Annotated in this window: 19 protein-coding genes; 14 read left to right on the top strand and 5 right to left on the bottom strand. The window is 56.3% G+C overall.

Annotated features, from left to right (window positions below; all coding sequences use genetic code 11):
• Nucleotides 1–8 precede the first annotated feature (8 nt).
• The 6 genes from mfd to N3G78_13325 all read left to right on the top strand — a co-directional run bounded on the left by mfd (nucleotide 9) and on the right by N3G78_13325 (nucleotide 7,950).
• Nucleotides 9–3,392 (top strand): transcription-repair coupling factor, encoded by a 3,384-nt coding sequence (mfd, locus tag N3G78_13350; GenBank protein ID MCX8118899.1) that lies wholly within the window; start codon nucleotides 9–11, stop codon nucleotides 3,390–3,392.
• 191 nt (nucleotides 3,393–3,583) lie between these two features.
• Complete coding sequence (locus N3G78_13345) at nucleotides 3,584–4,480, top strand: peptidyl-prolyl cis-trans isomerase (GenBank protein MCX8118898.1); 897 nt, start codon at nucleotides 3,584–3,586, stop codon at nucleotides 4,478–4,480.
• Entirely contained in the window at nucleotides 4,477–5,406 is a 930-nt protein-coding gene (locus N3G78_13340) for a peptidyl-prolyl cis-trans isomerase (GenBank protein ID MCX8118897.1), read from the top strand. The genes N3G78_13345 and N3G78_13340 overlap by 4 nt, the downstream gene beginning before the upstream one ends.
• Before the next feature lie 8 nt (nucleotides 5,407–5,414).
• Complete coding sequence (locus N3G78_13335; GenBank protein ID MCX8118896.1) at nucleotides 5,415–6,368, top strand: peptidylprolyl isomerase; 954 nt, start codon at nucleotides 5,415–5,417, stop codon at nucleotides 6,366–6,368.
• Nucleotides 6,369–6,414: 46 nt separating this feature from the next.
• Nucleotides 6,415–7,434, top strand: a complete 1,020-nt coding sequence (gene pdxA, locus N3G78_13330) for a 4-hydroxythreonine-4-phosphate dehydrogenase PdxA (GenBank protein MCX8118895.1) — start codon at nucleotides 6,415–6,417, stop codon at nucleotides 7,432–7,434.
• Nucleotides 7,435–7,635: 201 nt separating this feature from the next.
• Nucleotides 7,636–7,950 (top strand): nucleotidyltransferase domain-containing protein, encoded by a 315-nt coding sequence (locus N3G78_13325; protein ID MCX8118894.1) that lies wholly within the window; start codon nucleotides 7,636–7,638, stop codon nucleotides 7,948–7,950.
• 222 nt (nucleotides 7,951–8,172) lie between these two features.
• Here the strand turns inward: N3G78_13325 and pncA are convergent, their stop codons facing one another.
• Nucleotides 8,173–8,826 (bottom strand): bifunctional nicotinamidase/pyrazinamidase, encoded by a 654-nt coding sequence (gene pncA / locus N3G78_13320; protein ID MCX8118893.1) that lies wholly within the window; start codon nucleotides 8,824–8,826, stop codon nucleotides 8,173–8,175.
• Nucleotides 8,827–8,958: 132 nt separating this feature from the next.
• Nucleotides 8,959–10,305, bottom strand: a complete 1,347-nt coding sequence (locus N3G78_13315; GenBank protein MCX8118892.1) for an aspartate aminotransferase family protein — start codon at nucleotides 10,303–10,305, stop codon at nucleotides 8,959–8,961.
• Between the two features lie 200 nt (nucleotides 10,306–10,505).
• On the opposite strand from N3G78_13315, the gene N3G78_13310 reads away from it, so the two are divergent.
• The 3 genes from N3G78_13310 to N3G78_13300 all read left to right on the top strand — a co-directional run bounded on the left by N3G78_13310 (nucleotide 10,506) and on the right by N3G78_13300 (nucleotide 14,059).
• The gene (locus N3G78_13310) at nucleotides 10,506–11,474 is read left to right on the top strand and encodes a TAXI family TRAP transporter solute-binding subunit (GenBank protein ID MCX8118891.1); all 969 of its coding nucleotides are present in this window, start codon (nucleotides 10,506–10,508) and stop codon (nucleotides 11,472–11,474) included.
• 96 nt (nucleotides 11,475–11,570) lie between these two features.
• Nucleotides 11,571–12,062, top strand: a complete 492-nt coding sequence (locus N3G78_13305) for a DUF1850 domain-containing protein (GenBank protein MCX8118890.1) — start codon at nucleotides 11,571–11,573, stop codon at nucleotides 12,060–12,062.
• Nucleotides 12,041–14,059, top strand: coding sequence for a TRAP transporter permease (locus N3G78_13300; GenBank protein ID MCX8118889.1), 2,019 nt, complete (start codon nucleotides 12,041–12,043; stop codon nucleotides 14,057–14,059). Before N3G78_13305 ends, N3G78_13300 begins: the two co-directional genes overlap by 22 nt.
• A gap of 35 nt (nucleotides 14,060–14,094) precedes the next feature.
• On the opposite strand, the gene N3G78_13295 is transcribed toward N3G78_13300, so the two are convergent.
• Entirely contained in the window at nucleotides 14,095–15,117 is a 1,023-nt protein-coding gene (locus tag N3G78_13295; protein MCX8118888.1) for a DUF4392 domain-containing protein, read from the bottom strand.
• A gap of 120 nt (nucleotides 15,118–15,237) precedes the next feature.
• The gene (gene nth / locus N3G78_13290; GenBank protein ID MCX8118887.1) at nucleotides 15,238–15,915 is read right to left on the bottom strand and encodes an endonuclease III; all 678 of its coding nucleotides are present in this window, start codon (nucleotides 15,913–15,915) and stop codon (nucleotides 15,238–15,240) included.
• Nucleotides 15,916–16,146: 231 nt separating this feature from the next.
• On the opposite strand from nth, the gene N3G78_13285 reads away from it, so the two are divergent.
• The 3 genes from N3G78_13285 to N3G78_13275 are packed head-to-tail and all read left to right on the top strand — an operon-like array spanning nucleotide 16,147 to nucleotide 19,591.
• The gene (locus N3G78_13285) at nucleotides 16,147–16,359 is read left to right on the top strand and encodes a helix-turn-helix domain-containing protein (GenBank protein ID MCX8118886.1); all 213 of its coding nucleotides are present in this window, start codon (nucleotides 16,147–16,149) and stop codon (nucleotides 16,357–16,359) included.
• A gap of 9 nt (nucleotides 16,360–16,368) precedes the next feature.
• Entirely contained in the window at nucleotides 16,369–18,102 is a 1,734-nt protein-coding gene (locus tag N3G78_13280; GenBank protein MCX8118885.1) for a HEAT repeat domain-containing protein, read from the top strand.
• 16 nt (nucleotides 18,103–18,118) lie between these two features.
• On the top strand, nucleotides 18,119–19,591 hold the full coding sequence (locus N3G78_13275) for an HD-GYP domain-containing protein (protein MCX8118884.1): 1,473 nt from the start codon (nucleotides 18,119–18,121) through the stop codon (nucleotides 19,589–19,591).
• 15 nt (nucleotides 19,592–19,606) lie between these two features.
• Here the strand turns inward: N3G78_13275 and N3G78_13270 are convergent, their stop codons facing one another.
• On the bottom strand, nucleotides 19,607–20,953 hold the full coding sequence (locus tag N3G78_13270; GenBank protein ID MCX8118883.1) for a hypothetical protein: 1,347 nt from the start codon (nucleotides 20,951–20,953) through the stop codon (nucleotides 19,607–19,609).
• A gap of 90 nt (nucleotides 20,954–21,043) precedes the next feature.
• On the opposite strand from N3G78_13270, the gene N3G78_13265 reads away from it, so the two are divergent.
• On the top strand, nucleotides 21,044–22,540 hold the full coding sequence (locus tag N3G78_13265) for a PAS domain S-box protein (protein ID MCX8118882.1): 1,497 nt from the start codon (nucleotides 21,044–21,046) through the stop codon (nucleotides 22,538–22,540).
• On the top strand, nucleotides 22,530–23,656 hold a 1,127-nt coding region (locus tag N3G78_13260), incomplete at its 3' end, for a sigma-54 dependent transcriptional regulator (protein ID MCX8118881.1). The genes N3G78_13265 and N3G78_13260, both read left to right, overlap by 11 nt.

The following is a 23,656-nucleotide window of genomic DNA, read 5'->3' as shown; positions in this document are numbered from 1 at the left end:
TACCCCCGATGGCGGAATTTCACTCCTTGCCAGCGTGGCTCGAATCCGGAGCCTACCGGGAATCGAAGCGATCGGCCGTAACGGGCCTGAAAGGCTCTTCGAAAGCCCTCCTCCTTTCCCTCTGGACAGAGAGGAAGAAGGGGAAGGTCCTGGTGATCACGGCCCACCAGCGGGACGCCGAATATCTGTTGGAGGACTTTCGATTTTTCGATCGAAGGCCAAACGAGGCCGCCATCCTCTTCCCCCAATGGGAGACCCTCCCTTATGACGAAATCCCTCCCCACCCCGAAATCATCCGGAAGAGGGTCCACGCCCTCTTTCGTCTCATGGAAGAGGAGGATCTGGTCGTCTTCAGCCCGGTCAAGGCCCTGCTTCAGAAAGTTCTGACGCCATCCGATTTAAGGAGCACCACCTTCATTTTAAAGAGAGGAGAGGAGGTCGATCGGGACCGTCTCGTCCAGTTTTTCGGTGAGGCTGGCTATACCCCTGTGAGCGTCGTCGAGGAACGAGGCGATTTCAGCGTGAGGGGGGCCATCGTGGACTGTTTCAGCCCGCTCTATGAGGAGCCCCTCCGGTTCGAATTCGATGGCGATCGGCTGGAGTCGATCCGGAGGTTCGACGTCGAGAGCCAGCGTTCGCTGAAGGGGACGGAGGTCGAGACCGCGACGCTTCTGCCTGCAAGGGATCTTTCGAAGATCCTCTCCCAGGGGACCGCGGCGTCCCTGTTCGATTATCTGAGAAGAGGGGGGTGGGTTTTCATCGTCGAGGGAGACGAGGTGATGAGCGAGGCAGAATCCTATACCCGGATGGTCGAGGCCCATTACGAGAAAGCCAGGCTCAAGAAGGCCACAGTCCCTTTTCCCGAGGACCTCTATCTCCCTTCCGAGGAGTTTCGCCAGAGGCTGGAAGCCTTCAAGGTGATCTCTCTTCAGGAGGGCCCCATCGCTCCGTTGGGGTTCGACCGGATCGATTCCATCGACTTCGAGGGCAACGAGGACCTCCAGCGAGAGGTGCGATCCTTTTTTGAAACAGGGCGGGCAAGGCCGAAAGAATCACCCCTCTCGGTCCTTTTGAGTCCGTTGCGCCAGTGGTTGAAGGAGGGGAGGAGGGTCTTCCTCGTCTCCCATACGCCGAACCAGGCGGAGCGGATGGCCGAACTCCTCTCCCACTATGAGATCCCCTCGAGGATCGAGTTGGAAAAGCGATTTCATGAGGTTTCAGAAGAACAGGGGATGGTTCACCTCCTTACGGGTCGCCTCTCCCGAGGGTTTCGCACCAAGGGGGAGGGCTGGGTCCTTCTGACGGAGGAGGAGATCTTCGGGGAGAGGAGGAGATACAAGGAGGAGCGAGGGGGGAGGAGGTTCCTCAAGGGGGAGGTCGGGGCTCTCTCCTCCTTCTCCGAGCTCCGGGAGAATGACTTTGTCGTCCACACCGATTACGGCATCGGGATCTACCGTGGGCTGAAGCACCTGAAGATCGGGCTGTCCTCGAACGACTACCTCCTCCTCGAATACCAGGATGCGGATAAGGTCTATGTGCCCGTGGACCGGCTCAATCTGATTCAGCGTTACATCGGAGGGGATGGAAGCCGCCCCCGGCTCGACAAACTGGGAGGGAGGAGCTGGCAGAGGGCAAAGAAGAGGGCGAAAGAGGCGGTCACGGAGATGGTCAAGGAGCTCCTCGACCTCTACGCCGCCCGAGAGGCCTTCACCGGGACGGCTTTCAGCCCGGTCGATGCCTCTTACAAGGAGTTCGAGGCGACCTTCGAATACGAAGAGACGCCCGATCAGCTCAAGGCGATCGAGGAGGTGATGGCCGACATGGGCCGGCCCAAGCCCATGGACCGGTTGATCTGCGGCGATGTGGGATTTGGAAAGACCGAGGTGGCCTTGCGGGCCGCCTATCGAGCGGTGATGGATGGCAAACAGGTCGCCTTTTTGGTCCCCACGACGGTCCTCGCCCAGCAGCATTACCAGACCTTCTCGAGCCGGTTTAGAAATGTGCCGGTCGTCATCGAGATGCTCAGCCGATTCAAGAGCCCGGGGGAGCAGAAGGAGATCCTCAAACGCCTCGGAGAAGGCAAGATCGATATCATCATCGGCACCCATAGACTCCTTCAGAAGGATGTCGCCTTTCAGGACTTGGGGCTGGTGGTGATCGACGAGGAGCACCGCTTCGGGGTCGACCACAAAGAGCGGCTGAAGCAGATGAGAAAGACCGTCGACGTGATCACCCTGACCGCCACCCCGATCCCGAGGACCCTCCAGATGGCGATCTCAGGCATCCGGGACCTCAGCCTCATCCAGACCCCTCCGGAGAATCGCCTCTCGATCCGGACCTTCGTGGTCCGCTATGACGACGAGGTCATCCGGGAGGCGATCCTTAGAGAGTTCGATCGGGGAGGCCAGGTCTTCTTCGTCCACCACCGGGTCCAGAACATCTACTCGATGGCCGCTCATCTGAAGGCGCTCGTCCCGGAGGCGAGGCTGGCCGTGGCCCACGGACAGATGAGGGAACGGGAGCTGGAGAAGGTGATGCTCCGGTTCGTCAGGGGGGAACATAATCTCCTCGTCTGCACGAGCATCATCGAATCGGGCTTGGACATCCCGGCGGCCAATACCATCCTGATCAACCACGCGGAACAGTTCGGGCTGGCCGATCTCTATCAGCTCCGGGGGAGGGTCGGAAGAGGCAGGCACCAGGCCTATGCCTATCTCCTCATCCCCTCTGACCTGGCCCTCTCGAGGGATGCGGCCCGGAGGTTTCAGGCGTTACAGGAACTGAGCGATTTGGGATCGGGATTCAAACTGGCCCTTCACGATCTGGAGATCAGGGGGGCGGGAAATCTCCTCGGTCGGGCCCAATCCGGCCACATCTCCGCGGTCGGGCTTGAATACTATACCCAGCTCATGGAGAGGGCCGTCAAAGAGTTAAGAGGGGAAGAGGTGGTCGAGGAGATCACCCCGGAGATCCAGTTTCATCTCCCCGCTTTCATCCCCGAGCGATACGTGGCCGATCCCGAGGAGCGACTCCGTTTCTACCGGAGGCTCTCCCACTGTCGAACGGAAGAGGCGGTGGAGGCGATCCGGGATGAGCTTCTGGACCGATACGGACCCATTCCGGAGGAGACTCTTCACCTGATCGATGTGATCAAGGTGAAGATCCTCCTGACCCGGCTTTCCATCCGGAAGTTCGAAGAGACCCCTTCTCGGATGGTGCTCGCCTTCGACCCGAGTACGACGGTCTCTCCTCAGAAGGTCATCGAGATGGTAAAAGAGGGAAACCGGAAGGTTCGCCTCACCCCCGATGGCCGGTTGGTGGTGGAGGGTTGGTCGGCGCTCCATCCGAACCCCTTTGAGGCCGCCAAAAGGCTCTTGCAACGGCTGGTTTGATTATGGTAAAGTTTCGCCAGAACGAAGGATCGGTTCGGGAAGGAAGTCTCCTCCCAAAGGGTATGTGAAACAGACCTGCCTTTTTAGGGTGCACTCCGCTGAAGAAAATTTGCGTTAAAACGAGAAGTTCCTGTGGGATCATTTCCCATCCATCCGTCGGAGCATCTCCTCGTCATCTGAAGGGAGGGTCGATGAAGCGAAACCTTTTCATCCTCGGGCTTCTGGTCCTGATCGGCCTTACACAGTGCAAAAAGAACGGGGAGGAGACCTTGGGCAGGAGGGAGCTTGTGCGGATCAACGGCCGATCGATAACCATCGAGGAGTTTCACCAGCTCTCAGAGAGGCAACCCCTCGAGGGGAAGATGAGGCTCCTCGACGAGAAAGGGATGAGGGACTTCCTCGAAAATTATGTCATCACCCGGGAGGTCCTCTTTCAGGAGGCGAAGAGACGGGGGTTTGACAAGAAAGAGGAGATCTTGGCCAAGGTGGAGGATTTCCGAAGGGCGATGATGATCGACGGGCTGATCGAGGAGGTCCTGAAAGGGAGGGGGGAGGTCACGGAAGAAGAGGTCCAGAGATACTACAGGGAGAACAAGGCGCTCTTTACCGAACCCCTCGAGATCAAGATCCGCCATATCGTCGTCAACTCCGAGCCGGTCCTCAAGGAAGTGCTGACCCGGCTCTCCCGAGGGGAAAGCTTCGAGAAGCTCGCCTCCACTTATAATATCGATCGGAGCAGGGAGGACGGAGGAAATCTCGGTTTCATCCGGAGGGGACAGCTGGCGCCTTCCTTCGCCCAATTCGAGGAGGCCGCCTTTTCGCTTCGGAACAAGGGGGATATCAGCGAGGTGGTCAGGACCCCCTACGGCTACCACTTGATCCAGCTCGAGGAGGTGCGGGGGACGCACCTCAGGCCCTTCGAACAGGTGAAGGAGAAGATCCGGCTCTTCTTGCAGGCCAAGAAAAGGCAGGAGGCCTACCTCGAATATGTTCGAGAGGCGAAGGCAAGGGCCAAGATCCTGATCAACGAGAAATTGTGGGCTGAAGAGGAGAAAAGGGGAGAGAGGGCCAAGGAAGAAAAGCGATGAGGAGGGGGTTGTCCTATCTCGGCATTTGGACCTTCTGCCTGCTGTGGGGATGCGGCGTGTGGGAGAGGGGGCTTCCGGACCATCTCCTGGCCCAGATCGACGGCGAGACGATCAGCGTCGAAGAGTTCAATCGAGCCCTCAAGAGCCTGGTGATCGACCTCAAACCGGAAGGGAACAGGCGGGATTGGAAAGAGCTCCAAAGGGCTCTCCTCGACCAGTTGATCGACCAAAAGATTCTATCCAAGGAGGCCAGACGAGCGGGGATCCGAGTCACCGCCGAGGAATTGAACCAAGCCCTTCTTGACATCCAAAAGGACTACCCAGGCGAAGGATTGGGCGAAGCCCTGGGACTTCGAGGCATGAGCCTCGAAGAGTGGAAGGGACGGCTGGAGGAGAAGTTGCTGGCAGAGAAGATGGCCCGAAACATGCGCCAATACCACGGGAAGATCGATGAGAAGGCGGTAAGGGAGTTCTACGACACCCATCGCTCCTTATTCCGGATCCCTCGGAGGGTGAGGGTCCGTCAGATCGTGGTGGCCGATGGAAACGAGGCGATCCTCCTCCAAAAGCGGTTGAAAAAGGGAGAGAGCTTTGAGAAACTGGCCCGGGAGAAATCGATCGGGCCAGAACGGGTCAAGGGCGGGGATTTAGGATACTTCAGCGAAGGCGAGATGCCAGCCGAATTTGACATCGTCTTCTCCATGGAGGTGGGGGCCATCAGCGAGGTGATCAAAAGCCCCTACGGTTATCACCTCTTCAAAGTGGAAGAGAAGTTGGAACCCCGAGAGATTCCTTTTGAGGAGGCCAAGAGGAGCATCCAGGAAAAGCTCGAACGAGAAAGAGGGGAGGAGGCATATCAGCGGTGGTTAAAAGAACTGCGGAGCAAGGCCAAGGTGAAGGTCAACAAAAAGTGGTTAAGGTCCTGAAGCAGGCGATGGCGCTTGGGTTCCCCATCCTTTTCCTTCTGGGGGCCTTTTTGCCGACCGGGCAGGCCGTGGTGGACCGGATCGTCGCTGTCGTCAATCAAGAGATCATCACCCTCTCCGAAGTGGAAAGGATGATCGTGCATCTGAAACCGGAGGCCGAAGGAGGGGATCGGCTGGAGAAACGGCAACGAAACCATGAGCTCGCCCGGATGGCCTTGGAACGTTTGATCGAGGAGAGGCTGATCGATCAGGAGGCCAGGAGGCTTGGGGTCAAAGTGAATCCGAAAGAGATCGAACAGGCGATCGAGGAGATCAAACGGAAAAATAATGCGACCCAGGAGGATCTGGAGCTCACCCTCGCCCGGGATGGCTGGACGATGGAAGGCTTTAAGAAGGAGGTCGAAAAGAAACTGGTGCGGACCAAAGTGGTTCAGTGGGCGGTCAAGGTGGAGCCCAACGTGCCCGAGAAGGAACTCAAAGAATTCTATCGAAAACATTTGGACCGCTACGGAACAGAGGCCTCCTATCGACCTGCCCACATCCTGTTCAAGGTTCCGAAAGAGGCGACCCCCTCGGAGATCCGCGAGATCCGTTCCAAATGCGAAAAGGTCCTGGCGAGGGTCAAGGCCGGAGAGGACTTCGGGGAGATGGCCCTGCTCTACTCGGAAGATCTTTCGGCCAAAGACCGAGGCGATCTTGGCGTCTTCAAACAGGGAGAACTCCTTCCAGCCCTCGAACGGGAAGCCCTCCGGCTGAAAGTGGGAGAGGTGAGCGGGATTGTGCGAACCGAATACGGTTTCCACATTCTAAAACTTCTCGATCGGAAAGAAGCAGCCCCCCTTCCTTTCGAAGAGGTGAGGGAGAAGGTCCGGCAGGACTATTTGGAAAAGGAGTTCGAGAGGGGACTCCAGCAATTTCTCGCCCGCCTCAAGGAGAAGGCGACGATCGACATTAAACTCTAACAGGTCGGAGAGAAAGATCAACCCATCCCCCCTTCCCAAAATCGGCATCACCCTGGGCGATCCCACAGGCATCGGACCCGAGATCCTTCTCAAAGCCTTGACCTCGGCCGAGATCTTTCAGGTCTGCCGGCCGATCGTCTTCGGAGACGAAGGCGTCCTTTCCAAAGAGGCGAGGCACATGGGGCTTGAGATTTCGATCCAGTCGGTGGGGAGCATCCCGGAAGAGGGGTATGAACCGGGGAAGGTCGTTCTGCTTCCCTCGAGTCGATTGAAGGCCGACTCACTCACTTATGGCCAGCCCGATCCGAGTTGCGGCGAGGCGATGGTGAGATTTGTGGAAGAGGCGGTCAGGCAATTGAGGGAGGGGAGGTTAGATGCCCTAACGACCTGTCCGATCAACAAACACGCCCTTCAGAAAGCAGGATATCCCATCCCTGGCCATACCGAGCTTCTGGCCCATCTGGCCGGCGTCTCCGAGGTGGCGATGATGTTCATCGGCCCCAAGTGGAGGGTGGTCCTGGTCACCACCCATCTTCCCCTTCGAGAGGTGCCGAAGAGGATCACCCGGGATCGACTTCGTTCGATCTTCCAACTTGCCCACGAAGGGATAGAGAGATATTTTGGCATCGAGCGGCCCCGGATGGCAGTCCTCGGATTGAATCCCCATGCGGGGGAAGAGGGGGTTTTGGGGGAGGAGGAGGAGCGGGAGATCCTGCCTGCCATCGTAGAGGCCAAAGCCTTCGGATTCCAGATCGAGGGCCCCTTCCCCTCGGACTCCTTCTTCGGGCGACCCGATTCCCAGGCCTTCGAGGTGGTAATCGCCATGTATCATGACCAGGGACTCATCCCGGTGAAGATGGACGGATTCAAAGATCTCGTTCACCTCACCCTTGGCCTACCTTTTGTACGCACCTCCGTTCCTCATGGAACGGCCTATGACATCGCCGGCAAAGGGGTGGCGGATCCTTCGGGTCTGATCCGGGCAATTGTGATGGCCGCCCGGCTATCGCAACGGAAGGAGTGGCAGACTGAAAGTGAAGGTCCTCCTTCTAAGGCTCCGTCTTAAAGGTATGAGACCCCCCCCAGGATAAGGGAAGAGACGATCCTCATCGAATAATCCTCCCCTGCAACTCTTGTATTCCTTCATAGTAGGCTTGGTGGCGATTTATCTTCAAACATACACCCTGCCCCCTTTTCCGTTGACTTGCAAAGGAATAGAGGATACTTCTGAAATCATTGAGAGATGAATCCATAAGCACCAATAAGTATGCCGAAGATTCCGTCCGTTCTAAAACAGTTGAGAAAACCGAGTGGTTCTTTGCAGGAGGGGCGGGTGGCCATCTATCTTTATGGTTCTTCGGTGGCCGGAAGGTTAAGGGCGGAAAGCGATATTGACATCGCTATTCTACCCTCCTATAAAGCGACTGGAGATGAAAGGCTTATCTTAATCTCACAAGTTGAGGGACTCATTGCCAAACTTCTTTCCCAACATGGAATACGGAGAGAGATCAGCGTGGTCAATTTACGCGATAAGTTCTTATCGCTGAGCCTCCAATATAAAATTGTTACCGAGGGTTTATGATGATACGAGAAAGGGACAACGGAAAGGTTGGAATTTGAGAATTAGGTCTGAAGGGAATATTTTGACTTCGCCCCTTTTCTCGCTCGGTTGAGGAAGAGGAAGTATGGAGGTCTGGCTGAATTCGATTCTCAAGGAGGCCTGTTTGTTCCGAAGGCCCGCCTAACGCAGATATGGGGACCGGGAAGCACAATCGTCCCCATATCTGTCGGGATAGATTTCACATCAATCGGCTTTGATCTTCTCCAAATCGAGATCGTCGAGGATGACCACCCCTTTGGCTTTCATTTCGTCGATGGCTTTTTGTGAAGTATCCGGAGCGACCCCCCTCGAAAGATTTTTAATCATGACGACCTGATATCCTGCGGCCACAGCATCGAGAACCGTTGCCCTGACACAATAATCGGTGGCGATACCGTAGACCACGACCTTTTTGATCTTATCTTTCTTCAAGATTTGATCCAGCTCCGTCTTCTTTCCCCCATCATCCTGGAAGCCCGAGTAACTGTCATATTGGGGGTCCATGCCCTTTTTGACGATGGCCTTGAATAGCTTCTTGTCCAAGAGGATCTCGGCCCCCGGCGTGTTCTGGACGCAATGGGGAGGCCACAAGACCTGATCCTTTCCGTGAAGCTTGATCACATCGAAGGCCTTCTTGCCGGGGTGGTTGGTATAGAAGGAGGCGTGATTCTTTGGATGCCAGTCCTGGGTGGCGTAGATGGGAAAGCCGGCGGCCTTCAGTTTTTTTGTTCCTTCCTCCACGGTTTTAATATAAGCCTCGTCTGTTCCTTCCACCGCGAGGGAACCCTTTCTGAATTTGGTGAAATCTCCCTGGAGATCCACCACAATGATCCCGATCTTCACTCCTTCCTTCGCCATGGCCACACCTCCCAGGGTTAGGCTGCATAATGCTGCCCACAGAAATACCATTTTCATCGACCTCATCGCTTCCTCCTTTCTTCCCCCAAGGGAAAGAAGACTTTTGGAGCAGGGATCTGTAGGGCTTCGGACTCATCCCCCCGAACGGAGGGAATCGGCCATCTCCCTGGCCACTACTCTTGCGGCCTCAAGGATCTTTTGGAGATCCTCGTCACTGTGAGCCATGGAGAGGCTTCCACCCCCGTGCATGACATGGACGCCGTGGTTGAGCATCCGGATTCGAAACTCCCCCTCCCTCTTCTCGATATCGGTCCGTTGATTGATCGCGTGGGGTGCGGGTGGGATCTCACCCGGTTCAAACGGGAAATGGACTTGAAAGAGGGACCCCACTCCGGTCACCAAGGCTTGAATCCCCTCTTGGTGGAAGAGCTCCTCGAGCCCCTTTCGGAGCATCGTTCCCTTCTTTTCCAGGGCGGGATAGACCTCGTCTTTAAACCGCTTTAGGTAGCTGAGGACCGCCAGGCCGGCAGAGACGGTGAAAGGGTGGGCGGAGAAGGTCCCGCCGCCGATCAGGGTCCTTTCCGATTTCTTGACCTTCCGTTCCGGCGAGGTGGTTTCGAGGATCTCCCTTCTGCCGACCAGCGCCCCGACCGGGAACCCCCCTCCCATGATTTTCCCCAAGGTGGCCAGATCCGGAACGATCCCGAATCGTTCCTGGGCCCCTCCGAGGGCAACCCGGAAACCCGAGATCACCTCGTCAAAGATCAGTAGGGCTCCGAGGCGTTCGGTCTCCTGCCGGAGGAATTTCAGATATCCTTCTGACGCCGGGGCAAACCCTCCCTCTCCGACCACGGGTTCCAGGATGATACCGGCTAAATCCCTCCGATGCTGATCGATGATCTCTAAAGCGCCGGGGATGTCGTTGAAGGGGATCGTTTTCGTGTAGTGGCTCAATTCGGGCAAAAGGCCAAGGGTTTCGGATTGTTCGTAAGGGGACTTCACGCCTACCAGGAGATCTGAATTGGCCCCGTGCCAACCTCCCGCGATCTTCAAGATCGTCTTTTTCCTGGTGAAGGCCCGGGCGAGACGAACCGCATACATCGTCGCCTCGGTCCCGGAACAACAGAACCGAACCCTCTCTGCGCAGGGGACCAATTCACGAATGAGCTCGGCCCATTCGATCTGCCCCTCGAAGACGATCCCCCAGTGGATTCCTTTATTCAACTGTTCTTGGATGGCTTGGAGGACGATCGGGGGATGATGGCCGAGGATATGGGTGTAGTGTCCCATCCAGAGGTCGATATATTCGTTCCCGTCCACGTCCCATATTTTGGAACCTTTGGCCCCCTTGAGAAAGAAGGGATGGGGAGTGAAGTAATGGATGTTGTGAGAGACCCCTCCGGGTTGGACCTCTCTGGATCTCTCGAAAAGTTTTTTAGAGAGGGGCGTTTTGTGTTGGTAACGTTCCACGAAATCCATTTGGGGCCCTCCTTTTTTCATTTCATAGCATATTTTTTTAGGATTGAAAATCAAAAAGGGGGCTCTATGAAACCATTTGACATGGGGATGAAATTCTTATAAATAAGGGATGGATTAAAACGGCCAGAAGGGGGGTGAAAGAGGGAGACGAAGGCTTCAGGCAGAACACGTAAGAAACCATTTTAAAAGGAGGAGACGCAATGAAAAAGAGGTTTTTTTTAATGGCCCTCATCGTAGGTCTTGTGGTTTCTCTGTCGGCGGTGATTCCTTCGGCCCATGCCCAGAGGAAGTACGTTTCGATTGCATCGGGCTGGGTGGTCGGGGTCTACTTCCCCCTGGCTGGAGCGATTTCGAGGATCGCCCATGAAAAACTTCCCGATATCAAGATCACGGTCGAGTCCTCCGGGGCCTCGGTGGCCAACGCCAAATTGATCGCCTCCGGCGATGCCGATCTGGCCATCCTCCAGAACGATATTGCCTATTATGCCTTCCAAGGGGCAAAACCGATGTTCGACAAGCCCGTGCCCAATATTCGGGGTGTTGCGGCGCTCTACCCCGAGCACTGCCAGATCCATGCCCGCAAAGACGCCAAGATCGCCTCGGTCCGAGACCTGAAGGGGAAACGGGTGGCCGTCGGTCCTTTGGGGAGCGGAACCGAACAGAATGCCATCCAGATCCTCGAGGCCTACGGCTTGAAGTTCGAGGACCTGGCGAAGGTGGAGAGACTGTCCGCAGCCGAATCGGCCGACTATCTCAAAGACGGTCGAGTCGATGCGGCCTTCTACACGGTGGGGGTCGGGGCTTCGGCCATTGTGGATACGGCCATTGCCGTCGAGACCGTCATCGTCCCGATCGACGGCCCTCAGGCCGATGCCCTGATTAAAAAGTACCCCTTCTACTCGAAGGACAAAGTCCCTGCGGGCATTTACAAAGGAGTGGATAAGGACGTTCCCACGGTTGCGGTCCTGGCCATCCTTGCCGCAAAAGCCGAGCTGGCAGAGGATACGGTCTACCGGATTACGAAGGCGATGTTCGAAAACCTCAAAACGATCGAGACCGCCCATGCCAAGGGGAAGGAAGTGAAGTTGGAAAAGGCCCTGATCGGGATGCCCATTCCCCTCCATCCCGGGGCTGAGAAATTTTACAAAGAGAAAGGGATGAAGAATTAACCCCCTGGCGCTTTCACCCTCTTTTCTTTTTAGAAAGGGAGGAGATGGTGAAAACCTATGGGAGAAGAGGGAGAGGAGGGGAGGTGAGCTGACCCCATGTGGAAATGGGGAACCCTCCTCTCCATTTTTTTTATGGCGGTCAGCTTCTATCCTGTCGATAGGCTGGAGGTCAGGTCGGCAGGGGGAGGAGGGGTCCTTCTCGGTGAGCGGGTCTCCCCGGGAGAGGGCTTTCAATTTTCATACCTCCATTCGGTGGATCGAACTCCGGTCACCGGTTATTTCCTCATCACCCCGGCCAAGAGGATAAAACCGGCGGAAACCCGGTTCGAATCCTTTGGGCCTGGCCTTCCTTCTTTGGAAAGGGGATTGAAAGCGGAAGGAAGGAGCTTCTACGTAAAGACCGATGGGGGGGAGATGGATCGCTTTTCCTTTTTCGTCTCCCCGATGACGCAACAGGTTTTCCAGTTCAGAGATCGACGATTGAATTTTTCCTCTTTCCGAGAGGGAGAGGTGGTCACTGTCTCGGTGAGATCCTATCCCCTCATTTGGGAGGCCTTGATTCAACGATGGAAGACGAGAAGACCGTAGCGGATCAAGTCTCGATAGAACGCTCGAAGGAGATCGCTGAAGGGGCTGATTATGGGACACGGAGGCTCAAAGGGGCTCTGTTTTATGTGTCAGGCGCCATTGCCATCGGGATGTCCTGTTTCCAACTCTATACGGCCATTTTTGGTGCCCTGACGGGGACCATCCAGCGTTCAATCCACCTCTGTTTTGCCCTGATCCTCTGCTTCCTATTCTTCCCGATGACGAAGAGGTCGAAGACCAAGGAAATTCCGATCTACGATCTCGTCCTTGCCGCCATCGGAGGGTTCGGTGCCCTTTATGTCACCCTCTTCTACTCGGAGCTGGTGAAGCGGATCGGCAATCCTTCTTCCGTGGACGTGGTGATGGGGGTGATCACCATCCTCTTCGTCCTCGAGGCGGCAAGGAGGGCGATCGGATTGCCCCTTCCCCTCATCTCAGCCCTCTTCATCGCCTATGCCTTTTTGGGCCCCTATCTACCCGACCTTCTGGCCCATAGGGGGTATGGATTCCGAAGGGTGGTGGACCACCTCTATTTAACGATGGAAGGGATTTTCGGTGTCCCCTTATGGGTCTCCTCGACCTTTGTCTTCGCCTTCGTCCTTTTCGGGGCCATCCTCGAAAAGACTGGGGCCATGGACTACTTCATGAAACTGGCCTTTTCCCTGGTAGGTCACACCCGGGGAGGGCCCGCCAAGGTGGCGGTGGTTTCGAGCGCCTTCATGGGAACGATTTCTGGAAGCGGGGTCGCCAATGTGGTGACGACCGGTTCCGTGACCATCCCGCTGATGAAGCGACTCGGATTTAAACCCGAGATCGCCGGTGCGATCGAGACGGCAGCGAGCGGAAATGGCCAGTTGATGCCTCCGGTGATGGGTGCGGCCGCTTTCATCATGGCGGAGTTCTTAGGGATCCCCTATCTCCAGGTGGTCATCGCCGCAGCCCTGCCTGCGGTCATCGATCAGCTCGCGCTCCTGGGCGCGGTCCATCTCCTCTCGGTCAAGTTCGGGCTGGAGGGCATTCCACGAAAGGAGCTCCCAAAATTTTTCCCCATTTTCGTGAGGGGGCTGCACTTTTTAGTCCCGGTGGGCGTCCTTTTCTATTATCTGATCGTTCGAAAGGCCACGCCGCTGACCTCGGCGGCCGCTGGCATCGTGACGACCATCTCCATCTTTCTCATCCAGGCGGTTATGGGAAGTTTTGGATGGGGGAGCCATGCCGAAAAGGATTCTTCCAAAAAAGGGGAACAATCCTGGCGACCCCTCGCCCTCTTTGGGGTGAACATGGCCGATGCCATGTACAGGGCCGCCCGGATGATGGCAGGCATCGGAGCCACCTGTGCCTGTGCCGGCATCGTGGTCGGCGTGGTGACCCTCACCGGGGCCGGCCTCAATATGACCAACATCATCGTGGGGCTCTCGGGCGGGAATCTCTACGTGGGGCTCTTCCTCACGATGGTCACCTGTCTCGTCCTCGGAATGGGCGTTCCCACGACGGCCAACTACGTCATCATGGCCACGATCATGGCCCCCGCTTTGAAGGCGATGAACCCCGATGTGCCTATTATTGCGATCCACCTCTTCGTCTTCTATTTCGGGATCCTCGCCGACGGTACCCCGCCGGTCTGCGTGGCGGCCTATGCGGCAGCGGGCGTGGCTGGGGCCGATCCCCTCAAGACGGGCATCAATGCCTTCAAATTGGATATGAGGACGTTTTTGCTTCCCTACATGTTCATCACCGCACCGGCCATGCTCCTCATCAATACGACCTTTCTCGAGGCGGCATGGATCTTCATCTCTGCCTCCATCGGCATGTACGCCCTGGCGGCCTCCATGCAGGGGTTTCTGCTTACGGATTTGAAATGGTGGGAGAGGATCATCCTTTTCGGGTCGGCCGTGGCCCTCGTCAAACCCGGCCTGATCACGGATGCGGTGGGCCTGACCGGTTTCGCCCTCATCTATTTCCTCCAGAGGCGGGCGGCCAAGGGCGCGATCCTATAAGTAAGCTTCGGATGGGAACAGGGGGTTGTGAATTTTCATTCGAGGGCGATCGCCTTCAGCCGCTCGACCACTTTCATATAGTCCTTGAATTCGATCCCGTCTACGGAATGATCCTGCCGGCAGGTGAGACCATCGACCGCCGGACCGTGGTGGATCAGGTGGCTCAAGACCTCCCCTTCCTTCTCGGACGTGATCTTCTCGATAAGATCGAGCCTCCCCCGGGCGAGGGCGACGCCGGCCATTAGGGCATAACCTCCCCAATTCGAAACCCCACAAGAGATGAAGTGGTCGGTCTCGATACGGCTGCAGAAGACGGGCTCCCGATAGGTGGTCGAGTGGTGGTAGAAGACTTCCCAGGGGATCTTGCCGGCGCCTATTTCATTGCCCCGGTCGCCAATGCCGATCGTCACGAGGGGCAGCCGATGGTTCTTTTGAAATTCGAGAAGAAGATGGGTCTTCGCCGTAAATCGGGTAATATCTTCCAGACGGGAGTTGAAGCACCGGTTTCTGAGCGAGGGGGGCAGGATGGATTGGAATTCCTTCAAAGGAGGAGACCCCTCGCGTCTCTGGGCGAGGAAGGATTCGAGGGTATGATTGGGCCCCACTCGCTCGATGAAGATGAGATGGGAGAGATCCTCGGCCAAAGGACCGTGAAAGAGTTCTTCGACAAAACGGCGGGAGAGGGAAGAATCCTCTTTAGCCTCGCAATGTTCGATGGGAAAACAGACCAGGGGGATCTCACCGTTAGAGAGGCCAAGGAGGGTCAAACCCGCCGAGAGCGCGGGAAGGGTATATTCGTCCGAAAGAAGGGAGACCTCCATTCCTAACTCCCTCAACCCCTCGGCCAGGATGAGAGCGCCCGGAGGCCCATCGGTCTCGGTCGCCGGAGGGTCCCCTGCGGGGATATAAAAACCGGTCACGATCATGGCTTTACGGCCGTGTGCGGTGAGGGAGGTGACGGCCCCCAAGAGATCGGAGTAAGGGGCCATGGGAAGGTTCTGCCAGCGATGATCTCGAGGGGGGAGAAGGGAGCCCGGAAAGTTGATCACCTCCTCCATCAAGGAGATTTTCTCGAGGACCTCCCTCGTGAGAGTGTCGGACGTGTGGTTCAAAGGCTTCGGATGATCCACGGGTTGAACCTTTTGAGGGATCCGGTCGAGGCGATCGGTCCCTCATCCTCAAGGTTGGGGTGAGCGTTTGCCCTTCCGTTGCTTTGCCGATCTGGATCCGTAATCACACCATTTCACGATGACGCATCGATCGCAGAGAGGTTTTCTGGCCCCACAGGTTTTTCTGCCATGCCAGATCAGGAGGTTCGAAAAGCGGGTCCAATCTTCTTTGGGAACCGCCGCCATCAAGTCGAATTCGATCTTGATGGGGTCTTCGTGTTTCGTCAAGCCGATCCTGCGGGAGACGCGCTGGACATGGGTATCCACGGCGATCCCTGGGATTCCGAAGGCGTTCCCGAGGATGACGTTGGCCGTCTTGCGGCCCACTCCGGGAAGGGTGATCAGGGCCTCCAGGGAATTGGGAACCTCCCCATCAAACCGGTTCACCAGTTCTTGGCAGCATCTCTGGAGCGCCCTGGCCTTGTTCCGGTAAAACCCCGTCGGACGGATATCTTCCTCCAGTTCTTTCAGGTCGGCCTCTGCATAATCCTTCGGGGAGCGGTACTTTTTGAAAAGTTCTTTCGTCACCTCGTTCACCTTGGCATCCGTGCACTGGGCCGATAAGATGGTCGCGATGAGGAGCTCGAAGGGTGACGAGAAGTTCAGGGCGATGGCCGAATCCGGAATGGCCCTGGAGAGCAACTCGATGATCTTTTTCGTTTTCGCTTTAAGGGAGTGGCGGTTCATGGGGGGTCCTTTCGACCCTCATTTTAACCGATTTCCTCCCAAAGGGACAATGAGGGGTGGTTTTGGAAGAAAACAAACCATCCGTGACGATAACTGTAAGACCTTTCCATGGAGGCCGACCGGGTCCATGTCATAAAAAATCTTAAAAATCAAAGCATTATGCCTTGACAGGTTTTTGGCATGAAAAATGCTGTCAAATAGAAACAAAACCCGTACCAATGGTGAAAAACGATGGCAAAACATAAGAACGGGATCTCACCCCAAGGCGATGTCTTTACGACCGAGGAGGCATGCCATTATCTTCGGATCTCAAGGCCCACCCTTTTAAAATACCTCTCATGCGGTCGGATCAAGGGAGCGAAGGCGGGAAAAGGCTGGAAGGTGTTGAGAACGGAGTTGGACCGCTTTTTGAGGGGAGACACCTCGGAGAGCGGCCGTCGTTGAGAGGGGGCCATGGAGAGTCAGAAGATCCTGTTGAGAGATCCAGCCATAGAATCAGACGATCTCCTCGAGGAGAGGTCCGTCAAGGCGACGCGGGCCCTCCTTCAAACCTTTCTCCAGACGGTCAAGGCCTTTCGGCTTTACGAGGCCGACCATCCGATTCTCAATAAGTTCCTGGAACGTTTGAAGAGGGATTTCGACCACTACTTCGAGGAATTCGATTCCTTCCCGCTGCTGGTGGGGGAATACCGGCTCTTTTACCGGGGGAGAGTCGTCTATGAAAATCAGGATATCAAAGAGAGCCTGGCATTCTTCTTCTACCGGGATGGGATCCGGGAGATCAAGTTCATCCGGGGCCTGGAGCTTCGCGAGATCGTCGATTTTCTGCAGGTGGTGCGAAAGGGCGAGTCGGTGAATCGGATGGAAGACGACCTCGTCACCCTCCTCTGGGAGAAGGATTTTGCCCATATCACCTTCGGGGTGGTGGACGAATTTATCGATCCCGAAGGAAGCTTTGTGCCAGCTTCTCCGGAGGAATGGCCCGGGCGTCTGGAACTTAAAAGTCGAGGGGAGGGTTCTTACGAACCGGCCCTGGTGGAGGAGGTCCCGGATGGGGCCAAGGGCCTGAGGGTCGAAGGGCTGAAACAGGCGATCAACCTCCAGCCCGGCCAATCCCTCGTAGAGGCCTGCCAGCTCACCCCAGATGAGATCGGAGAGCTCGCCCGGGAGATGGAGAGGGAATTTGAAACGGAATACCACGATGTAGTGATCGACAACCTCATCGAGATCCTCCTCCACCTGGGGGACGATCTCGATGCCTATGAGAACATGATCGCCTATTTCGAGCGGACGATCGCATCCTTTCTCGAAAAGGGGGAGATCCGAAAGGCGACGACCGTTTTGCAGAAACTTCACCATACGATGGAATCGATCGTCCTGAAGGACAGGCAAATCTTTGCCATCCGACGGATCCTCGATAGCTTCTCAAGGCCCTCTTCGATCGAACGAATCGGAGAACTTATGGCTGGAGAGGGGGAGGTGGACGCCGAGGCCATCCTCCAATATCTACGACTCCTCACGCCCAAAAGTGTGGAGCCGCTCTGTCTCCTCCTGGGAAAGCTCGAATCGGGCCGGTGGAGAAAGGCGATCTGTGAGGTGATCGCCCATCTCGCGCAGACAGACCTTCAACCTCTGATCAAGTTTTTATCAGACCCCAACCCTTTCATAGTCCGTCATATTCTCTACATCCTTGGCCGGATCGGGAATCCCTCGGCCCTTAGATACTTGGGGCCTCTGGTCGTCCATCCCGACAGCCAAGTGAGAGAGGAGGTCCTTCAGTTGCTCCTGAAGAGCGGGGAGCCAGCGAAGGATCTCCTGTCGAAGTTTTTAAAGGATCCCCTTGCGAAAATAAGGATCAAAGCCGCCCTGGCCTTCGCCAAGATCGCCGGGAAAGAGGCGGTCAAACCCCTCCAGGCCATCATCCTCTCGGAGGACTTCCTCAAGAGGGATTATGAAGAGAAGGCCTCCTTCTTCAGGGCCCTCGGAGAGACGGGGTCTGAGGAGGCGATCCCGATGCTGGAGGAGATCGTCAAAAAGAGAAGGTGGCTACAGAGAGGGAAGTGGAAGGAGATGAGGCTCTGTGCGCAACATGCTTTAAAGATGTTGGGGGCCAAGGAGGCGGAGGGGGGCGTGGCCAAGAGACCGAAGGGGGAACCTAAACCCCTCCAAAGGCTCCTTCCTTCGTAGAGATCGGGTGCGAAGCATGAACGAGACGATCCAACCCGTAAAAGCTCCTCCGAGGCAGACCGAATCGGTCCCTTCGGAACGATCCCGGCTGGGCAATCAACTCCTCACCAAGTTTCACGTCCTGATGAGAATCTCCCAGATTTACGATTCGAAAAACGTTGCCCTGAGCCAGTTCCTTGAAGAATCCCTTCAGACGATCAATACCTTGATCACCTCGGAGGGATCTCTCCATCTCAAGATCGTCGGCGATGAGCTTTTTCTCAACGAGCAGAGGCTTCGCTATTCGGTCGAAGGGTTTAACAGCTTTAAATACGTGATGAGCCAGTGGAAGAAACGGCTCATCGGGGAGGTCCACATCAACGGGCCTCTGGACGAAGAGGCCTTGAGGACCTTCATCTACCTTCTGATGAGCCTTGAGGAGGGGCGGGAGGAGAACGCCCGCCTGTTCAACGAAGCCTTACGAGACCGCCATATCCACTCCCTCGAGGTTGGACCCCTTGAAGTGTTCGAGGGAGAGGAAGGGACCGACCGGTTCCGGAAAGAGGATCCTTGGGAGGCGGGCAAGAAGGTCTTCTTTGAAACGATCGGAACTCTCAAAGAGGTGGTCACCCATATCCGGGGAAGGCAGCAGGCCGATATCAGGAAACTGAAGCGTCTGGTCCGGAAGGCGGTTCATCTGGTCATGGAGGATGAGTCCATCTTGTTGGGGGTGGCCACGATCAAGGATTACGACGAGTATACCTTTAACCACTCCGTCAATGTGTCGATTTATTCGATGGCCATGGGGAGGAGACTTGGGCTGACCCGAGGGGCCTTGAGCGAACTGGGCATCACGGCCATGCTTCACGACATCGGGAAGTCGAAGATCCCGCTCGAAATCTTGAACAAACCCTCAGGCCTGGACGAGGAAGAATGGGGCCTGATGAAGCGGCATCCTCTGATGGGGGTGGAGATCATCCTCAATCTGAAACAACTGGGGGAGGTGAATCCGAGGATGGTGATCGGGGTCTTCGACCACCATCTGAAGAACGACCTCTCTGGCTATCCTAAGCTCTTCCGTAAGAAGAAGATGAGCCTTTTTGGACGGATCATCCAGATCGCCGACGCCTACGATGCGATGACCACTCCCCGGGTTTACAAAAAGGTTCCTTACACGCCCGAGCAGGCCCTGGCGATCATGCTGAGGGAGCGGGAGATCCATTTCGACGCGGTCCTGCTCAAGATGTTTATCGGCCTGGTGGGCATCTATCCGATCGGTTCCCTGGTCCTCCTCGACACGAACGAGCTCGGGGTCGTCTTCAAACCCAACCCTGACCCTCAATGGATGGACCGTCCTCAGGTGCTCCTGATCGATCGGGATCCGAGGGGAAAGGCGAAGAAGGAACTGGTCGATCTCACCGAAAGGAACGGGGGAGGCTTTAAGCGGAGCATCGTCCGAACGCTGGATCCCCACAAATACCACATCGACATCGTGAAATATTTTCTGTGACGAGAAGGCCTCTTCTCATCTCCCCGCCTTCCTATGGGTCTCCCCCCGGGAGGTTTTACAATCCGACCGGATCCATTCCTCTTGGAGCCTTTTCAGATTCTCCTGCTGCTGTCCGATTGCAAAATCGGCGTATTTGGGATCCCTTCTTCGATACGTCCGCTCGATGAAGGCGATGGTCCTCTTAATCGCCTCGATCTGGGAGGAGATCATGTCGCATTTCCGGAGCCCCCACCTCGCCTCGACCGAGTCACCGGGATGGGGGGAGAGCCAGAGGTAATTTTGAAAGACATGGTAAAAGGTGATGGATTGGCCCTTCTGGATCGGGAGGGAGATCGCCTCCATGTGCTCTTTGATCGCCTCCCGGTCCAGGTCGGAGGCTTCGATCAGTCTCTGGAGATGGTCCATGAGCAATAGGATCCTCCCGTCCCGGCCCGGGGTGCTGTAGATTTCCCAAAGGTTGGAACCCTCCGGACACCCTCCTTTTCGGCATCTCCGGTATCCCTCGAGGACCACGGGAACCCTCTCCAAGAGATAGCGGGTGGCCGTCGCGATGAGTTTTTCGACCCTCCCTTTGGGATCGTAATCGGTCGGGTCGATTCGTCGGGCCACCGCCTCCACGAAATCGGAGGTGACCTCATAAAAGTCGGCAAGGTACTGTTCCAACGAAAAGTGGGGATGTTTAGCCACAGGGAGATATTCCCATCTCCCCTGGTTTAGGATCGGCCATCGAAATTTGACCAATCCGGAGAAGGCCGTAGATTCCGGCCTGGGCATCAAGAAGTCTCTTCCGCTCAATTTTTGAATCCTCGCAGGAGAGGTGGCTTCCCAGGTCTGAAGGGGATGGACCGTGCTTCCATCGAGGATCACCGAACCGATCACCCCGGCATGGGATTCCGAGACGAAGAAGACCGTGCCAGGGGTGACCGATCCCCGGTCGATTCGGATCGGGTAGGTGTCGTGGGGCAGGGTCCGGGTGGTCGTCTCCGAAAGCATATGGAGGAGGGCCTTTCGAAAACGGAGATCCTTTCGCCAATCGGGATGGGTGGGCAGATGACCCCAATCGGTCGACCAGTGGCCGATGAGGCGATGGTCTTTGGTGGTGGCACCGGCCGGAAGGCCGGCGATCCTCGCATAGATCCAGCGGAGGGCATAAGGGACATCGGCGCAATCGACCGGGATCTTATGGCGGATGAAAAAATCCTCCGTCAGATTCTCCTCGACCCATCGACCGAAATTCAATTCTTCCTCCAGGGTCCAGCGCCTCTCCTCCACCTTCCAGACCTGCCTGGGAGATTCGGGAGAGGGGTTTCCGAAGGCGGACGCGGCAAAGAAAAGGAGAAAGAGGGCCAGGAAGAATCTCATTCCACAAGAATATTAAAAAGGCGGGTCATCGATTGTCAACGGAATCAAAATGGGATATCTTTTTATAAGAGATCTGAAGGGAGGAACGGGTTGCACCGGGAGATTCGGCTCCTCATCGCGGAAGGGGATGCAGATTTCATCGAGATGGTCAAGACCTCCTTGGAGGAATCGGGAGGCTCTTATCACCTCGAGGTCGTCTCCACGGGCGAGGCCTGTCTCAAGAAGCTTCAGGAAGAGCGGTTCGATCTCCTTTTGTTGGACCATTCCCTTCCCGATGGGAGCGGGCTTGGGTGGCTTCGTCGGATCAATGAATCGGGCCTCGGGGTTCCCACGATCTTCGTCTCGGCCAAAGGAGATCCCGAGATGTCCCTTCAGGCGATGAAGGAGGGGGTGTTCGACTATATCAACCGATCTGCGGAGTGCGCCAAGGCCTTCCCGTTTGTCCTCCATCGGGCCATCGAGGGTTACCACCTGATGGTGGAGAAGGTCAGGCTCCAGAAAGAGTTGATCGAGGCCAAAAACTTTTTAGAGTCGATCGTCGAAAAGGCGGGGGATGCCATTTCGGTCGTCGATCTCGAAGGGAAGATCCTTTATTGGAACGAAGGGGCGGAGCAGATTTACGGGTATCGGAAGGAGGAGGCCCTCGGGAAGAGGTTATCCGATCTTCTTCTCCCCCTCGAGGAGAAGACACGGGTGGAGGAGGAACGGGTGCTGAACGATCTGATGGCCCGGGTCAGGCAGGGAGAGGCCATCCCCAATGTCGTGGCCAAGAGGCGGACCAGAGACGGAAAGGAGATCGTGACGAGCATGACGATCTCCCCCCTTCGGGACGCCGAGGGAAGGGTCATCGGGGCCACCCGGATCTGTAAGGATATCACCGAGATGAAGAAGGTGGAGGAACGTCTGCTTCTGATGGAGCGGTTGACCTCCCTCGGTGAGTTGACCGCCGGGGTCGCCCACGAGCTCCGCAATCCCCTGGCCGGGATAAAAATCAACACCCAGGTTCTCCTCCGGAAAAAGGACCTTCCGGAGATGGAGAGAAGGCTCCTCGAAAACACTTTGGAAGGCATCGGAAAGATCCAGAAAATCGTCGAGGATATGCTCCATTTCGCCAAGCCTAAAGCCGCCCGTTTCAAGGAAGAGGAGATCAACGACGTGGTGGAAGATTCCCTGGCCATTTTTAAAACGAAATTGAAAAAGGGGAATATCGCCCTCCTTTTCGAAAAAGGCCAGGGGCTTCCCAAGGTCTGGATCGATGCGCACCAGATCCAACAGGTCCTCACCAATCTCATGCTCAATGCCATTCAGGCCATGGACCGGGGCGGGACCCTGAGCTTGAGGACCTTCCAGGAGGATGGGGGGGTGGGCGTCGAGGTCAAGGATACGGGCACGGGGATCCCGAAAGCCCATCTGAAGAAGATCTTCGATCCCTTCTTCACGACTAAATCCGACGGAACAGGCCTCGGGCTCTCCATCACCCTGAAGATCTTGGAGGGCCATGGCGCCACGATCGATGTGGAGAGCGAGGAGGGGAGGGGTTCTACCTTCACCATCCATCTGCCCGTGGAAAGAAAGGATGCGATATAAAATTCTGGTCATCGATGACGAACCCATCCTTCGAGACTCTCTGGAGGTGGCCCTGACCAGTCAGGGCTATGAAGTCTCGATAGCGCCGACCGGAGAAGAAGGCCTCGAACTTTTTGAGAAGGATCCGCCCGACCTCGTCATCCTTGACCACTGGCTCCCGGGCATGAACGGAGACGAAGTCCTCCGTCGGATCAAAGAGCAAGAGCCGGAGGTGCCCATCGTGATGATGACGGCTCAGGGGTCGATCGAGCTGGCCGTCCAAGCGATGAAATTGGGGGCCTTCGATTTCATCGTCAAACCTTTCGAGCTGGAACAGATCGAGGACCTCGTGAGAAGGGGTCTCGAACGGATTCGTTTAAAAAAGGAGTTGGAGTGGCTCCGGGCCCAATACCAGGAGAAATTCCGCTCCGGGGGGATCGTGGGCGCAAGCCCGAAGATGAGAGAAGTCCTCGAACTCGCAGAGCGGGTGGCTCAGGGGTCGGAAACGACCGTGCTCATTGAAGGGGAGACCGGGACGGGAAAAGAGCTGCTGGCTGAATATATCCACTTTTTAAGCCCCCGTTCTTCTTTCCCCTTCATCCCGATCAATTGCGGCGCCATCCCAAAGGACCTTTTCGAGAGCGAACTTTTTGGCTATGAGAGGGGGGCCTTCACCGGTGCCCTTGAAAAAGGGAAACCGGGGAAGGTAGAGGCGGCCGAGAAAGGGACGCTCTTTCTCGACGAGGTAGGCGAGCTTTCTCCCTCGGCACAGGTGAAGGTCTTAAGGGTCCTCGAATCGAAGGAGTACTTTCGGGTGGGATCGGTGGAGAAGCGGAGGGCCGATGTGCGGGTCATCGCGGCGACGAATAAGGATTTGGAAGCCGAGGTGAAGCGGGGCCATTTTCGGGACGATCTTTACTTCAGGCTAAACGTGGTCAAGCTTTCAATCCCCCCTTTGAGAGAGCGAAAGGAGGACATCCTCCCCCTCTTTCGGTTCTTCATGGGACGATATAACGAGCAATTCAAGAAAGGTTTTATTCGTCTTTCAAAAGAGGCAGAAGAGGTCATCCTCGGCTATCCCTGGCCAGGAAACGTTCGGGAGCTGAGAAATACGGTCGAACGGGTTGTCCTCCTCGA

The sequence above is a fragment of the Thermodesulfobacteriota bacterium genome (assembly GCA_026415035.1).
Lineage (GTDB): Bacteria > Desulfobacterota > BSN033 > BSN033 > UBA1163 > RBG-16-49-23.
Note: the sequence above shows the minus strand (reverse complement) of the source record. Positions and strands in the feature narration are given on the sequence as shown.

What these genes read in the sequence shown, in the direction of transcription:
- mfd (MCX8118899.1), top strand. Translation starts at nt 9, where the DNA reads ATGGCGGAATTTCACTCCTTGCCAGCGTGGCTCGAATCCGGAGCCTAC.
- N3G78_13335 (MCX8118896.1), top strand. Translation starts at nt 5,415, where the DNA reads ATGGCGCTTGGGTTCCCCATCCTTTTCCTTCTGGGGGCCTTTTTGCCG.
- pncA (MCX8118893.1), bottom strand. Translation starts at nt 8,826, where the DNA reads ATGGCGAAGGAAGGAGTGAAGATCGGGATCATTGTGGTGGATCTCCAG.
- N3G78_13340 (MCX8118897.1), top strand. Translation starts at nt 4,477, where the DNA reads ATGAGGAGGGGGTTGTCCTATCTCGGCATTTGGACCTTCTGCCTGCTG.
- N3G78_13300 (MCX8118889.1), top strand. Translation starts at nt 12,041, where the DNA reads ATGGAAGACGAGAAGACCGTAGCGGATCAAGTCTCGATAGAACGCTCG.
- N3G78_13310 (MCX8118891.1), top strand. Translation starts at nt 10,506, where the DNA reads ATGAAAAAGAGGTTTTTTTTAATGGCCCTCATCGTAGGTCTTGTGGTT.
- N3G78_13345 (MCX8118898.1), top strand. Translation starts at nt 3,584, where the DNA reads ATGAAGCGAAACCTTTTCATCCTCGGGCTTCTGGTCCTGATCGGCCTT.
- N3G78_13305 (MCX8118890.1), top strand. Translation starts at nt 11,571, where the DNA reads ATGTGGAAATGGGGAACCCTCCTCTCCATTTTTTTTATGGCGGTCAGC.
- N3G78_13315 (MCX8118892.1), bottom strand. Translation starts at nt 10,305, where the DNA reads ATGGATTTCGTGGAACGTTACCAACACAAAACGCCCCTCTCTAAAAAA.
- N3G78_13275 (MCX8118884.1), top strand. Translation starts at nt 18,119, where the DNA reads ATGAACGAGACGATCCAACCCGTAAAAGCTCCTCCGAGGCAGACCGAA.
- nth (MCX8118887.1), bottom strand. Translation starts at nt 15,915, where the DNA reads ATGAACCGCCACTCCCTTAAAGCGAAAACGAAAAAGATCATCGAGTTG.
- N3G78_13285 (MCX8118886.1), top strand. Translation starts at nt 16,147, where the DNA reads ATGGCAAAACATAAGAACGGGATCTCACCCCAAGGCGATGTCTTTACG.
- N3G78_13280 (MCX8118885.1), top strand. Translation starts at nt 16,369, where the DNA reads ATGGAGAGTCAGAAGATCCTGTTGAGAGATCCAGCCATAGAATCAGAC.
- N3G78_13295 (MCX8118888.1), bottom strand. Translation starts at nt 15,117, where the DNA reads ATGGAGGAGGTGATCAACTTTCCGGGCTCCCTTCTCCCCCCTCGAGAT.
- N3G78_13325 (MCX8118894.1), top strand. Translation starts at nt 7,636, where the DNA reads ATGCCGAAGATTCCGTCCGTTCTAAAACAGTTGAGAAAACCGAGTGGT.
- N3G78_13270 (MCX8118883.1), bottom strand. Translation starts at nt 20,953, where the DNA reads ATGAGATTCTTCCTGGCCCTCTTTCTCCTTTTCTTTGCCGCGTCCGCC.